At 68.5% G+C, this 14628-nt stretch carries 8 protein-coding genes and 3 rRNA genes; all 11 read left to right on the top strand.

Annotated elements, in window-relative coordinates; all coding sequences use genetic code 11:
* Window position 1: 1 nt before the first annotated feature.
* The 11 genes from I4I81_RS05530 to I4I81_RS05580 all read left to right on the top strand — a co-directional run bounded on the left by I4I81_RS05530 (window position 2) and on the right by I4I81_RS05580 (window position 14621).
* Entirely contained in the window at window positions 2–613 is a 612-nt protein-coding gene (locus tag I4I81_RS05530) for a DNA-3-methyladenine glycosylase (RefSeq protein ID WP_225925049.1), read from the top strand.
* A gap of 19 nt (window positions 614–632) precedes the next feature.
* Window positions 633–1640 (top strand): iron-siderophore ABC transporter substrate-binding protein, encoded by a 1008-nt coding sequence (locus I4I81_RS05535; protein WP_218602398.1) that lies wholly within the window; start codon window positions 633–635, stop codon window positions 1638–1640.
* A gap of 33 nt (window positions 1641–1673) precedes the next feature.
* A complete protein-coding gene (tyrS, locus tag I4I81_RS05540; protein WP_226363769.1) occupies window positions 1674–2960 on the top strand; it encodes a tyrosine--tRNA ligase in 1287 nt (428 codons plus the stop codon).
* Between the two features lie 421 nt (window positions 2961–3381).
* Window positions 3382–4906, top strand: a 16S ribosomal RNA gene (locus I4I81_RS05545).
* 376 nt (window positions 4907–5282) lie between these two features.
* Window positions 5283–8395: ribosomal RNA gene (locus I4I81_RS05550) — 23S ribosomal RNA — on the top strand.
* A 135-nt stretch (window positions 8396–8530) separates the two neighbouring features.
* A 5S ribosomal RNA gene (gene rrf / locus I4I81_RS05555) occupies window positions 8531–8647 on the top strand.
* The 16S, 23S and 5S rRNA genes sit together here, the layout of an rRNA operon.
* A 1517-nt stretch (window positions 8648–10164) precedes the next feature.
* Window positions 10165–11613 carry a tetratricopeptide repeat protein gene (locus tag I4I81_RS05560; RefSeq protein WP_218605924.1) on the top strand — a complete coding sequence of 483 codons (1449 nt, stop codon included), beginning with the start codon at window positions 10165–10167 and terminating at the stop codon, window positions 11611–11613.
* A complete protein-coding gene (locus I4I81_RS05565) occupies window positions 11610–12653 on the top strand; it encodes an HAD-IIA family hydrolase (protein ID WP_218615857.1) in 1044 nt (347 codons plus the stop codon). The genes I4I81_RS05560 and I4I81_RS05565 overlap by 4 nt, the downstream gene beginning before the upstream one ends.
* A 92-nt stretch (window positions 12654–12745) precedes the next feature.
* Window positions 12746–12919 carry a hypothetical protein gene (locus tag I4I81_RS05570; RefSeq protein ID WP_225924493.1) on the top strand — a complete coding sequence of 58 codons (174 nt, stop codon included), beginning with the start codon at window positions 12746–12748 and terminating at the stop codon, window positions 12917–12919.
* Between the two features lie 5 nt (window positions 12920–12924).
* Entirely contained in the window at window positions 12925–13713 is a 789-nt protein-coding gene (locus tag I4I81_RS05575) for a TlyA family RNA methyltransferase (protein WP_218604999.1), read from the top strand.
* Window positions 13710–14621: an NAD kinase gene (locus I4I81_RS05580; RefSeq protein WP_218604998.1), complete on the top strand. Its 912-nt coding sequence runs from the start codon at window positions 13710–13712 to the stop codon at window positions 14619–14621. The genes I4I81_RS05575 and I4I81_RS05580 overlap by 4 nt, the downstream gene beginning before the upstream one ends.
* Window positions 14622–14628: the final 7 nt, after the last annotated feature.

Below are 14628 nucleotides of genomic sequence, written 5' to 3' on the forward strand. Positions count from 1 at the left end.
GCTGCTCGACCGCGAGGAGCTGAGCGCCGACGTCGAGGCGGCGGCCGTGCGGCTGCTGGGGTGCACCGTGGAGGCGGACACCCCGGACGGCACGGTCGCCGTGCGGCTCGTCGAGGTGGAGGCGTACCGCGGGGCCGACGACCCGGCGTCGCACAGCCACCGGGGCCGGACCCCGCGCAACGGCGTGATGTTCGGGCCGGCCGGTCACCTGTACGTCTACTTCGTCTACGGGATGCACTTCTGTGCCAACGTCAGCTGTCTCGACGACGGCGATGCCGGCGCGGTGCTGCTGCGCGCGGGGGAGGTGGTGTCGGACCTCACAGTGGCCCGGCACCGTCGCCCGACCGCCCACCGTGACGTCGACCTGGCGCGCGGGCCGGCCCGGTTGGCGTCGTTGCTCGGGCTGGGCCGCGAGGCGAACGGTGTCGACGTGACGTGCACGACGTCCGCGGTGCGCGTGCTGGCCGGGCCTCCGGTCGACCCGGCGCGGGTGCGCACCGGTCCCCGGGTCGGGGTCAGAGCGGCGGCCGACGTGCCGTGGCGCTTCTGGATCGACGGTGAGCCCGCGGTGAGCGTGTACCGCCGCGCGGCCCGCGCTGGACGTCTTAGATAGGCAAGGCTACCCTCCATTCGTGCTGGAACGACGCCGTGCGCGTGGCCCCGTCCTCCTGGCGCTCGTCGCCGGTCTCTCCCTCGTCCTCGCCGCGTGCGGGGTTCCGGACCCGGGCACGGACCCGGGGGCAGCGCCGTCGGCGGGCTTCCCCGTCTCGGTCGAGCACGCGCTCGGTACGACGGAGATCCCCGCGGCCCCGGAGCGGGTGGTGTCCCTCGGCTACACCGACCAGGACGCGATCCTCGCGCTGGGCGTCGTCCCGGTGGCGATCCGCGAGTTCACCGGGGGGCAGCCGTCGGCCACCTGGCCGTGGGCGTCGGACCTGCTGCAGGGGCAGCAGCCCGAGGTACTGGACGGCGAGGTCGGCCTGGAGGCCGTCGCCGCGCTGGCCCCCGACCTGATCGTCGCCGTCTCGGCCGGACTGACCCGGGAGCAGTACGACAGCTTCTCGAGGATCGCCCCGGTCATCACGCAGCCGGTCGGGGACCAGCCCTTCCAGAGCGGGTGGCAGGACACGACTCGGTTGATCGGGCAGGCGTTGGGGCGCAGCACCGAGGCCGACGGGCTCGTCACCGACCTCGAGGCACGCTTCAACGCCGTCGCGGCGGAGTATCCGCAGCTCGCGGGCAAGCGCGCCGCGGTGGCGGCCGTCAGCTCCGTCGGGGGCGGACAGTTCTTCGTGTGGACCTCACAGGACAACCGCGGGCGCTTCCTGACGTCGCTGGGGCTCACCGTGCCCGCCACGTTCGACGGGCTCGCCGGTGAGAACTTCTACGCCGACATCAGCGGCGAGCAGCTCGGCCTGCTCGACGAGACCGACGTGCTGGTCTGGCTGCAGATCCCCGGTACGGAGAACGCCACTCTCCAGGAGCAGGCGGGCTACCCGACCCTGCGGATCGGCCAGGAGGGCCGCGTGTACGACATGACGGCGGAGCAGGCCGTGGCCCTGTCGTTCAGCAGCGTGCTCAGCCTGCCGTCGCTGCTCGACACGGTGCCGGGCGAGCTCGCCGCACGCGTGGGCGGCTGAGAACCCGCTTCCGCACTGGGGCAGGATTCGGGTGTGAGCACGAACATCCCCGGCATCCTGGACGACCTGGAGTGGCGCGGCCTCATCGCGCAGAGCACCGACCGCGAGGCGCTGCGACACGATCTCGCCGAGGGGGTGCTGACGCTCTACGCGGGGTTCGACCCGACGGGGCCGAGCCTGCACGCCGGCCACCTCGTGCCGCTGCTCACACTGCGCCGGTTCCAGCAGGCCGGGGCCCGGCCGATCGTCCTGGCCGGCGGGGCGACGGGGATGATCGGTGACCCGCGCGACGTCGGTGAGCGGTCGATGCACAGCGTCGAGACGATCCGCGACTGGGGCACCCGCATTCGCGGGCAGCTCGAGCGGTTCGTCGCGTTCGACGACACGCCGACCGGCGCGCTCGTCGTCAACAACCTCGACTGGACCGGCGAGCAGACGGCCCTGGAGTTCCTGCGCGAGGTGGGCAAGCACTTCTCGGTGAACGTGATGCTCGGCCGGGAGACGGTGAAGCGCCGGCTCGCCTCCGACGGGATGTCCTACACGGAGTTCAGCTACCTGCTGCTGCAGAGCCAGGACTACCTGCATCTCTACCGGCGGCACGGCTGCCGGTTGCAGATCGGCGGTTCCGACCAGTGGGGCAACATCGTCGGAGGGGTGGAGCTGGTCCGGCGGGTGGAGTCCGGCGCGGTGCACGCCCTGACGGTGCCGCTGGTCACCGACGCGGAGGGCCGCAAGTTCGGGAAGTCCACCGGGGGCGGCAACATCTGGCTGGACCCGGAGATGACCTCGCCGTACGCCTGGTACCAGTACTTCGTGAACGTCGGGGACGCCGACGTCGGCCGGTACCTGCGCCTGTTCACCTTCCTGCCGCCCGAGGAGATCGAGGCGCTCGAGAAGGATGTCGCCGAACGGCCGCATCTGCGCGCCGGACAGCGAGCACTGGCCGCCGAGCTCACCACGCTGGTGCACGGCGCACGGCAGACGGAGCAGGTGGTCGCGGCCAGCGGCGCCCTCTTCGGGCGAGGGGAGCTGCGCGACCTCGACGCGGGCACGCTCGACGCCGCCCTGGCGGAGGTCCCGCACGCGCAGGTCGCGCCTACGGAGGAGCCGACGATCGTCGACCTGCTCGTGGCGACCGGTCTGAGCGAGAGCCGGGGGGCCGCGCGACGTGCCGTGGGGGAGGGGGGCGCCTACGTGAACAACGCGAAGGTGCTCGACGAGGCGTGGTCCCCGACGCCCGCCGACCACCTCGCCGGCGGCTGGCTCGTCGTGCGCCGCGGCAAGCGCAATCTGGCCGGTGTGCGCGTCGCAGGTCTCTGAACTGCGGAAACGCCGAAAGGGACCCCCCGATTTGACTCACGGAACCGGGTCTGTGTAACTTTCTCCTCGTCGCCACGGCGGGCAGCACGACAGACCGGGACGAAATCTTCGGCCCAGAGTCAGCCCGCGGAACGGTGACCATCCGCAAGGCCTCTCACCTCACGGTGTAGCCTTGCCCAGTACGTGCCAAGCAGTTGGGCCCAGCGGGAGTTTGACACCGCGAACGGGACCATGTAGCTTGGAAAAGTTGCCCCGGCCCGGTCCGCAAGGATCGCGATGGTGTGCGGGTGTCTTTTGAGAACTCAACAGTGTGTCGAACTGTGTCGTCTTCGGATGACACGATCTTGAATTGGTTTTATGCCAGTTTGTTTTTCCTGCGACCCCGTCGCAGGTACTTTGGTTGGGTTTTCAACCTCTTTTTTTGTTGGAGAGTTTGATCCTGGCTCAGGACGAACGCTGGCGGCGTGCTTAACACATGCAAGTCGAGCGGTAAGGCCCTTTCGGGGGTACACGAGCGGCGAACGGGTGAGTAACACGTGGGTGACCTGCCCTCAGCTCTGGGATAAGCCCGGGAAACTGGGTCTAATACCGGATATGACCAACTGTCGCATGGTGGTTGGTGGAAAGTTTTTTCGGCTGGGGATGGGCCCGCGGCCTATCAGCTTGTTGGTGGGGTGATGGCCTACCAAGGCGACGACGGGTAGCCGGCCTGAGAGGGCGACCGGCCACACTGGGACTGAGACACGGCCCAGACTCCTACGGGAGGCAGCAGTGGGGAATATTGCGCAATGGGCGAAAGCCTGACGCAGCGACGCCGCGTGGGGGATGACGGCCTTCGGGTTGTAAACCTCTTTCGACCTTGACGAAGGCCTTCGGGTTGACGGTAGGGGTAGAAGAAGCACCGGCCAACTACGTGCCAGCAGCCGCGGTAATACGTAGGGTGCGAGCGTTGTCCGGAATTATTGGGCGTAAAGAGCTCGTAGGCGGTCTGTCGCGTCGGTCGTGAAAACTTGGGGCTTAACCCTGAGCTTGCGGTCGATACGGGCATGACTTGAGTTCGGCAGGGGAGACTGGAATTCCTGGTGTAGCGGTGAAATGCGCAGATATCAGGAGGAACACCGGTGGCGAAGGCGGGTCTCTGGGCCGATACTGACGCTGAGGAGCGAAAGCGTGGGGAGCGAACAGGATTAGATACCCTGGTAGTCCACGCCGTAAACGGTGGGCGCTAGGTGTGGGGGCCATTCCACGGTCTCTGTGCCGCAGCTAACGCATTAAGCGCCCCGCCTGGGGAGTACGGCCGCAAGGCTAAAACTCAAAGGAATTGACGGGGGCCCGCACAAGCGGCGGAGCATGTGGATTAATTCGATGCAACGCGAAGAACCTTACCTGGGTTTGACATGCACTAGACGCGTCTAGAGATAGGCGTTCCCTTGTGGCTGGTGTGCAGGTGGTGCATGGCTGTCGTCAGCTCGTGTCGTGAGATGTTGGGTTAAGTCCCGCAACGAGCGCAACCCTCGTTCCATGTTGCCAGCGGGTTATGCCGGGGACTCATGGGAGACTGCCGGGGTCAACTCGGAGGAAGGTGGGGATGACGTCAAGTCATCATGCCCCTTATGTCCAGGGCTTCACACATGCTACAATGGCCAGTACAGAGGGCTGCGAGACCGCGAGGTGGAGCGAATCCCTTAAAGCTGGTCTCAGTTCGGATTGGGGTCTGCAACTCGACCCCATGAAGTTGGAGTCGCTAGTAATCGCAGATCAGCAACGCTGCGGTGAATACGTTCCCGGGCCTTGTACACACCGCCCGTCACGTCACGAAAGTTGGTAACACCCGAAGCCGACGGCCTAACCCGTAAGGGAGGGAGTTGTCGAAGGTGGGACTGGCGATTGGGACGAAGTCGTAACAAGGTAGCCGTACCGGAAGGTGCGGCTGGATCACCTCCTTTCTAAGGAGTTCTCACCGTGTGGTGAGGCTGACCGGCCACTCTGAAGGTGGTTGGTTCTCCTTTCACGATAACCACGCTCTCGACGGATGGTCTTCGGGTCGTCGACTGGGGGTTGTGGCTGGGTGGAACATAATGACCAAGTAGATCTTCAAGGTGCGTTGGTTCTCTTCGGAGGGTTGGCGGGTTCGGCACGCTGTTGGGTCCTGAGAGGACACCTGTTGGTTGGGTGTTTGTCTCTGGCTGCTCCTGGCCTGGACCGTCTAACGCATCCCTGGTGCCGGCTTCGTGCTGGTTGGGTGGGTGTGGTGGTGGTCGTTGCGGGTCGGGGTGTGGTTGTGTGTTGAGTGTTGCATAGTGGATGCGAGCATCTTGTTGTGAACAAGTGTTTAAGGGCACATGGTGGATGTCTAGGCATCAGGAGCCGATGAAGGACGTGGGAGGCCGCGATAGGCCTCGGGGAGCTGTCAACCGAGCTGTGATCCGAGGATGTCCGAATGGGGAAACCCAGCACCCGTCATGGGGTGTTACCAACATCTGAATACATAGGGTGTTGGAGGGAACGTGGGGAAGTGAAACATCTCAGTACCCACAGGAAGAGAAAACAACCGTGATTCCGTGAGTAGTGGCGAGCGAAAGCGGAAGAGGCTAAACCTATGTCGTGTCAAGCCGGCAGGCGTTGCGATGTGGGTGTTGTGGGATTTCGTCGTAGGTGGACTGCCGTCTGCCTGACTTCGTGGTGTTGTGTTAGCGGAAAACCTCTGGAAAGGGTTGCCGTAGTGGGTGAGAGCCCCGTACGCGAAAACATGGCATGCGTTGTGGATGTTGCTCCCGAGTAGCAGCGAGCTCGTGGAATTTGCTGTGAATCTGCCGGGACCACCCGGTAAGCCTAAATACTCCCTGATGACCGATAGCGGACTAGTACCGTGAGGGAAAGATGAAAAGTACCCCGGGAGGGGAGTGAAATAGTACCTGAAACCGTGTGCCTACAAGCCGTCAGAGCCTTTGGGTGATGGCGTGCCTTTTGAAGAATGAGCCTGCGAGTTATGCTTCGTGGCGAGGTTAACCCGTGTGGGGTAGCCGTAGCGAAAGCGAGTCTGAATAGGGCGATTGAGTCGCGGGGTGTAGACCCGAAGCGGAGTGATCTACCCATGGCCAGGTTGAAGCGACGGTAAGACGTCGTGGAGGACCGAACCCACCTCGGTTGAAAACGGGGGGGATGAGCTGTGGGTAGGGGTGAAAGGCCAATCAAACTCCGTGATAGCTGGTTCTCCCCGAAATGCATTTAGGTGCAGCGTCGCGTGGTGGATACCGGAGGTAGAGCACTGGATGGGCTAGGGGGACCAAAATCTTACTGAACTCAACCAAACTCCGAATGCCGGTATTTCTAGCGCGGCAGTGAGACTGTGGGGGATAAGCTTCATAGTCGAGAGGGAAACAGCCCAGATCACCGGCTAAGGCCCCTAAGCGTGCGCTAAGTGGGAAAGGATGTGGGATCGCCCAGACAACCAGGAGGTTGGCTTAGAAGCAGCCACCCTTTAAAGAGTGCGTAATAGCTCACTGGTCAAGTGGTCCTGCGCCGACAATGTAGCGGGGCTCAAGCGCACCGCCGAAGCCGTGGCAATACCACATGAGATCCGCTCCTGCAGCTTGCTGTGGGTGTGTAGTCGTGGTGTTGGGTAGGGGAGCGTCGTGCATCCAGTGAAGCGGCGGGGTGACCCAGTCGTGGAGGGTGTGCGAGTGAGAATGCAGGCATGAGTAGCGAATGCAGAGTGAGAACCTCTGCCGCCGAATGACCAAGGGTTCCTGGGCCAGGTTAATCCGCCCAGGGTGAGCCGGGACCTAAGGCGAGGCCGACAGGCGTAGTCGATGGACAACGGGTTGATATTCCCGTGCCCGTGATAGTGCGTCCGTGCTGAGGCCGGTGATGCTAACCATCCGAACCCGTTTACCGACCTTCGGGTTGGTTTGTCGGGGGAGCGTGGGAACCGATCCGGTAGTAGGCAAGCGATGGGGTGACGCAGGAGGGTAGCTCCGCCAGTTAATGGTAGTACTGGTGCAAGCGTGTAGCCCGACATCCAGGTAAATCCGGTTGTCATATAAGGGTGAGACGTGACGCGTAGCCGATTGAGGCGAAGTAGAGTGATCCCATGCTGCCGAGAAAAGCCTCTAGCGAGTGCTGTTGCGGCCCGTACCCCAAACCGACACAGGTGGTCAGGTAGAGAATACTAAGGCGATCGAGTGAACTGTGGTTAAGGAACTCGGCAAAATACCTCCGTAACTTCGGGAGAAGGAGGACCGCTTGCTGTGAAGCTCCTTGCGGGCTAGCGGTGGGCGGTCGCAGAGACCAGGCCCAAGCGACTGTTTACTAAAAACACAGGTCCGTGCGAAGTCGCAAGACGATGTATACGGACTGACGCCTGCCCGGTGCTGGAACGTTAAGAGGACCTGTTAGTCCTTCGGGGCGAAGCGGAGAATTTAAGCGCCAGTAAACGGCGGTGGTAACTATAACCATCCTAAGGTAGCGAAATTCCTTGTCGGGTAAGTTCCGACCTGCACGAATGGCGTAACGACTTGGGCGCTGTCTCGACCACAGACTCGGCGAAATTGCACTACGAGTAAAGATGCTCGTTACGCGCGGCAGGACGGAAAGACCCCGGGACCTTTACTACAGCTTGGTATTGGTGCTCGGTTCGGCTTGTGTAGGATAGGTGGGAGACTGTGAAGCGGCCACGCCAGTGGTTGTGGAGTCATTGTTGAAATACCACTCTGGTCGAATTGGGTGTCTCAACCTCGGGCCATGATCTGGTTCAGGGACAGTGCCTGGTGGGTAGTTTAACTGGGGCGGTTGCCTCCCAAAATGTAACGGAGGCGCCCAAAGGTTCCCTCAGCCTGGTTGGCAATCAGGTGTTGAGTGTAAGTGCACAAGGGAGCTTGACTGTGAGACCGACAGGTCGAGCAGGGACGAAAGTCGGGACTAGTGATCCGGCACCACCTGGTGGAAGGGGTGTCGCTCAACGGATAAAAGGTACCCCGGGGATAACAGGCTGATCTTGCCCAAGAGTCCATATCGACGGCATGGTTTGGCACCTCGATGTCGGCTCGTCGCATCCTGGGGCTGGAGTAGGTCCCAAGGGTTGGGCTGTTCGCCCATTAAAGCGGTACGCGAGCTGGGTTTAGAACGTCGTGAGACAGTTCGGTCCCTATCCGCCGCGCGCGCAGGAGACTTGAGGAAGGCTGTCCCTAGTACGAGAGGACCGGGACGGACGGACCTCTGGTGTGCCAGTTGTCCCGCCAGGGGCACGGCTGGTTGGCTATGTTCGGAAGGGATAACCGCTGAAGGCATCTAAGCGGGAAGCTCGTTCCAAGATGAGGTCTCCCACCACCTTGCGTGGTTAAGGCCCCCAGCAGACCACTGGGTTGATAGGCCAGAGATGGAAGCCCTGTAAGGGGTGGAGTTGACTGGTACTAATAGGCCGAGGGCTTGTTCATGACGAGTTGTTTGCATCCACTGTGCGACCCTGAACACACAACCATGTTGTGTGGTCGGGTTGCGGAACAGGCTCGTGTTGTCTCGCATCCACTAATTGCATACGCTGAAGTCGTCGCAACACGTTTCATAGTGTTGTCGGTGGTTATGGCGGAGGGGGAACGCCCGGTCCCATCCCGAACCCGGAAGCTAAGCCCTCCAGCGCCGATGGTACTGCACTCGTTAGGGTGTGGGAGAGTAGGTCGCCGCCGACATCAAACCTCATTTGTGGGCCCCCGCCGTCAGGCGGGGGCCCACTTTTTTGTATCCTCTGCAGGTGAGTATCGCGGATGGTTCCGGCGATGACCGCCCGCGACGGGATGATCGCGGCGGCTCCCCGGCAGGACATGATCGATCGGGTGGAGAACGACGCGGAAACCCGTCGCGAGGTGGATCCGGTTCCGGCCGGGATTCGCGCGACGATTCCCGCCGGGGCGCCGGCACAGGAAGCGGCTGGTCCGACGGCCGACCGCGGAACGACCGTGATCGACCGGTCCGTTCCGGGGATTCGCGGTCGGCGCGTCCGGCCGCGAAGGACGCCGGGCGCGGTGACCGCGATGCGCGCGGTGGGCCGGGTGACCGACGGCGCGAGGACCGCCCCCAGGGCGGTTACCCGCGCCGCGGCGGCGACGACCGTCCGTCCCGCCCGAGCCGCGACGGCGACAGCCGTGGTGGCTCGCCGTACCGCGGGCGCGCGGGCGACGACGACCGCGCAGGACGTAGCGGCGCCTCCCGGGACGACCGTGGTGGTGCCGGGCGCCCGCGTGAGGACCGCGGCGGCTTCCGCGGGGGGGACTCGCGCGGCGGGTCTGCCTCGCGTCCGGTACGGACGGACCGCCCCGACCGGTCCGACGATCGGCGCGGCGGGCATGCCGGCGGTCGTGAACGCACCGGGTCCGGCGACGGTCGAAGCGGCTGGAGCTCGGGCAAGAGCGGCACCGACAGCCGAGGGCGTGACCCCCAGCGGGTGCGCTCGGAGGGGCGCGACACGGCGTTCGCGCGTCGTGTCGACGGCGGATCCGATCCGCGGGGGAGCCGTCCGGACCGCGGCGACGATCGCCGCCCCGTACGGGACGATCGCGACCGCCCGTCCGGTGACCGGCGTTCCGGTGCGGACCGGCCCGCGCAGCGCTCCGGTGGGTACCAGGGCTCGGGCGATCGCGACCGGGGATCCGGCGGGTACCAGGGCTCGGGCGATCGCGACCGGGGATCCGGCGGGTACCAGGGTTCCGGCGGTCGGGACCGTGGTGACCGGGCATCGAGCTCCTTGACATCGGCCCGCGACGGCCGGGACCGTCCGCGCCGCGACGACGACCGCGGCGCATCGCGCCCCCCGGCTGCGCGCCGTGACGACCCGTCGGCACGTCCGTCGTCGGACCGCCCCCACCGTGAGCGGCAGGACGACCGGGCCGGGTCCGGCCGGCGCGACGACGGGGGATGGCGCGAGCGTTCCGGCGCCGGCAGCCGCGATGACGCACGTCCCACCGGTGACCGGCGCCCCGCGCGATCCGACGACCGGTCCGACCGCCGCCCGTACGGCGACCGGCCGTCGGCCGACCGTCGGCCCTCGGCGGACCGCGGATCGGCGGGTCGGCCGAGCACCGACCGCTCCTCCACCGACCGCCCTTCCGGCGGTCGCACCTACGGCGACCGTGATTCCGCGAACCGCTCCGCCGGCGGACGTCCGGCTTCGGACCGTCCGTACGCGGACCGGTCGGCGGACCGTCGCCCGGTGTCCGGGGCGCGGTCCGAGCGTCGTCCCGACGACCGGCGCACGGCAGGTGGACGGCCGGACCGGCCGTCCCGCGACACCGGCGCACGCCCCGGCCGGGACCGGGCGGGCGTGCCCGAGTCGGCGCGTGCGTCGTTCGTGGCCGAGCCGCCGCTGAGCGACGAGTACACGGTGGCCGCACTCGACACGGAGGTCCGCCGCGATCTGCGCGGGCTGCAGAAGGACACCGCCGACAGCGTCGCTCGGCACCTCGTGGCCGCGGGCAGCCTCGTGGAGGAGGACCCGGCGCTGGCGTTGGAGCACGCCCGGTACGCGCGACGCCGCGCGTCGCGGATCGCGGTGGTCCGGGAGGCGGCCGGGATCGCGGCCTACCACGCCGAGGAGTGGACCGAGGCCCTCGCGGAGCTGCGTGCGGCCCGGCGGATGGGCGGTGGCCCGATCCACCTGCCGGTGATGGCCGACATCGAGCGTGCGTTGGGTCGCCCGGAGCGGGCGGTCGACATCGCGCGCAGCCCCGAGGCGGCCGAGCTGGGCACCGCGGGACGCATCGAGCTGGCGATCGTCGCCGCGGGGGCGCGGCGCGACCTCGGTGAGCTCGATGCAGCCGTCGTCGGCCTGCAGATCGCCGAGCTGGACCCGGTGCGGCGCGACCCGTGGAGCGCGCGGCTGTTCTACGCCTACGCCGACAACCTGCTGGCGGCCGGGCGTGAGTCCGACGCGCTGCAGTGGTTCGTCCACGCCGCCGACGCCGACGCCGAGGGTGAGACCGACGCGGTCGGCCGCATCGCCGGGTTGACCGGGGAGGACCCCGACGACGCCGACGACTTCGCCTTCGGGGTGGAGGACGTCGACGAGGACGAGGTCGACGACGCCCCGGTGACGGACGACGCGCCGGTGACCGACGAGGCGTCGGTGACGGACGAGGCGTCGGTGACGGACGAGGCGCGGCCGGACGACGCGTCGGAGGACGACACGCAGGCGGCCGACGACGTCGAGCCGACCGTCGCGGACGACGTGGACCCGCCCGCCCCGTACGAGCTCGGGACCGAGCCGAGCGCCGCGGTCGACGGGGACGAGCCGGACCCGGTGGCGGAGCTCCCGGGCGAGAAGACCGATCCGGTCGACGACCCCGCGGCATCGGAGGGCACGGACACATCCGCCCCGGTCACGCCCGGGGCCGACACCGGCGTCGCGGGTGCGGCCGAACCGGCCGGGGTGGCGACCTCGGAGGCTTCGACAGCGGATCCCGACGACGTGACCACCGACGACGGGGGTGACTCCGAGCCGGCTGCGGCGGTGGCCGATGTGGCGACGGTCGACGAGGGCGATGTGGACGAGGCGCCTGCGGACGAGGCGCCTGTCGAGGGGGTCGACGTCGACGAAGCCGTTGCCGACCAGGCGCGCTCCGACGGCGCCGCCGGGACCGCCGGCGGGGACACCGCGCGGTGACCACCCCCCTCGACCGGCACGACGTCCTGCTCGCCGACCTCGACGGCACGCTCTACCGTGGCCCCGAGGCGGTTCCGGGTGCCGTCGAGGCGGTGCTGGCGGCGCGGGAGCGCGGCGTGACGACGATGTACGTCACCAACAACGCCTCCCGCCGCCCGACCGACGTGGCGGCGCACCTGGCCGAGCTGGGGTTCCCGGCCACCGAGCGGGAGGTCGTCGCGAGCTCGCAGGCGGCCGCCGCGATGCTGGCCGAGCAGCTCCCGGCGGGGGCGGCGGTGCTCGTCGTCGGCACGGAGGCGCTGGTCGAGGAGGTGACCCGGGTCGGTCTGACGGTCACCTCCGACGCGGCCGACGCCGTCGCCGTCGTGCAGGGGCACAGCCCGGACACCGGCTGGCGGGTGCTGGCCGAGGCCACGGTCGCGCTGCGGGCCGGTGCGGTGTGGGTGGCGTGCAACGTCGACCCGACCCTGCCGACGGAACGCGGCCCGTTGCCGGGGAACGGGTCGATGGTCGCGGCGCTGCGTACGGCGTCGTCGCGGGAGCCGCAGGTGGCGGGCAAGCCTGCGCCCGCGCTGCTGCACGAGGCGGCGGGCCGCTCGCGGGCGAAGAACCCGCTGATGATCGGCGACCGGCTCGACACCGACGTCGAGGGTGGCCGCGCGGCCGGGATGACGACGCTGCTGGTGCTCACCGGCGTCTCCGACGCCGCCGAGCTGCTGGCCGCGCCGCAGGCGCTGCGTCCTGACCTGATCGGCGCCGACATGTCGGCGTTGGACCTCCCGGTCGACGATCTGGCGCCGGGACCCCGGCCCGGCTGGCACGCCCGGTCGACCGGGGAGGGCGCGGTCGAGCTCTCCGGCGACGGCGACGCGCTCGACGCCCTCCGCGTGCTCTGCGCGGTCCACTGGGCGGCGGGCGGCGGGAAGGTGCAGGTCACGGCGTCCGGCGACGGCGCCGAGCGGGCGTTGGACGAGCTGGGTCTCGCCCCGGTTACCGTGGGGGGAGCCGCAACCCCCGACCCGCCCGGAGCCCGCACATGACCGTCCCGATCCCGGGACCGCCCCGGCCCGTGCCGGGACGCCCCGGCCCCCCGCCGGGACACATCGGGGCCACCCCGGGAGGGTCCGGCCCCGTGTCGGGACCCCGCGGTGCCGCCGACCCGAGCGGCGCAGACCCCCGCGCCGCCGTGGCCGCCGCGATGGCCGGTCTCGACGGCCTGGCGCAGCGCCCGCTCGCGGAGCACGTCGACGCCTACGAGCGCGTGCACGCGGCTCTGGGCGACGCGCTGGCCGCGGGCTCGGCGTGACGCGGGTGGTCACCCGGGCCCGTCTGGACGCCGAGCTGGTGCGGCGCGGGCTCGCCCGGTCGCGCCAGCAGGCCGCGGAGCTGATCGAGCAGGGTCGCGTCGCCGTCCGCGGGGTGGTGGCGGGCAAGGCGGCCACCGTCGTCGACCGCGACACCCCGGTGATCGTGCGCGAGACCGGTGAGCGCGAGTGGGCCTCGCGCGGTGCGCACAAGCTGATCGGGGCGCTCGACGCGTTCGCCCTCGACGTCGGCGGGGCCCGCTGCCTCGACGCGGGGGCGTCCACGGGCGGCTTCACCGACGTGCTGCTCGACCGCGGCGCGGCCGAGGTCGTCGCGGTCGACGTCGGGTACGGGCAGCTGGTGTGGCGGCTGCGCAGCGACGAGCGGGTGCACGTGCACGACCGCACGAACGTCCGCGCGCTCACCCCCGACGACATCGGCGGGACCGCCGCGGTGACCGTCGCCGACCTGTCGTTCATCTCCCTGCGCACCGTGCTGCCCGCGCTCGCGGCCTGCACCGACGGTGTGCTGGTGCCGATGGTGAAGCCGCAGTTCGAGGTGGGGCGCGAGCGGCTGGGCTCCGGTGGTGTCGTGCGTGATCCCGAGCTCCGCCGCTCGGCGCTCGTCGACGTCGCCGCGGCCGCCCGCGCGCTCGGGCTGGTGCTGCGCGGGGCGGTGGCGAGCCCGCTGCCGGGGCCGTCGGGCAACGTCGAGTTCTTCCTGCTGCTGGCCCGCACCGGTGACGACGTCGGCGACGACGCGCTGGCCACGGCCGTCGAGCAGGGGCCGGCGTGAGCCGGCGGGAGGTCCTGCTCGTCCTGCACACCGGACGTGCGACGAACCGGAAGACGGCCTCCGCGGTCGCGGCCCGGCTCGCGGCCGACGGGATCCGGCTGCGCGTGCTGGCCGAGGAGTGGTCCGAGGTCGACGACGAGGAGCTGCCCGAGTCGCTCCGTCCACGCGTCGTCGACGGGCGCCCCGGGTGCGCCGAGGGAGCCGAGGTCGTACTGGTGCTGGGCGGCGACGGCACGCTGCTGCGCGCCGCGGAGATGGCGCGGCCGGTCGGGGTGCCGCTGCTGGGCGTCAACCTGGGGCGGGTCGGGTTCCTCGCCGAGGTCGAGCAGGACTCCCTGGACGACGCGCTCGACGCGATCGTCGCCGGCACCTACGCCGTCGAGGAGCGCATGACCCTCGATGCGGTCGCCCGCAGCAACGGCGACGTGCTGGCCCGCACCTGGGCGCTCAACGAGGCCGCGGTCGAGAAGAGCACGCGCGAGCGGATCCTGGAGGTCGTGCTGGAGGTCGACGGGCGACCGGTGTCGGCGTTCGGCTGCGACGGCGTGCTGTGCGCGACCCCGACCGGCTCCACCGCCTACGCGTTCTCCGCGGGAGGGCCGCTGGTGTGGCCGCAGGTGGAGGCCCTGCTGCTGGTGCCGAGCAACGCACATGCGCTGTTCGCGCGGCCGATGGTGATCTCGCCGGATTCGCAGGTGGCGGTCGAGGTCGACGCGAACGGTCCCCCCGCCGTCCTCGACTGTGACGGCCGGCGCACCGTCGCGTTGCCTCCGGGTGCCCGCGTGGAGCTCTCACGGGGGGACATGCCGGTGCGGATGGTGCGCCTGGACGGGCGGCCCTTCGCCGACCGCCTGGTCCGCAAGTTCGACCTGCCGGTCCGCGGGTGGCGCGGGGCGCCGCGACCCTGATCGCCGG

This window comes from Pseudonocardia abyssalis (assembly GCF_019263705.2).
Lineage (GTDB): Bacteria > Actinomycetota > Actinomycetes > Mycobacteriales > Pseudonocardiaceae > Pseudonocardia > Pseudonocardia abyssalis.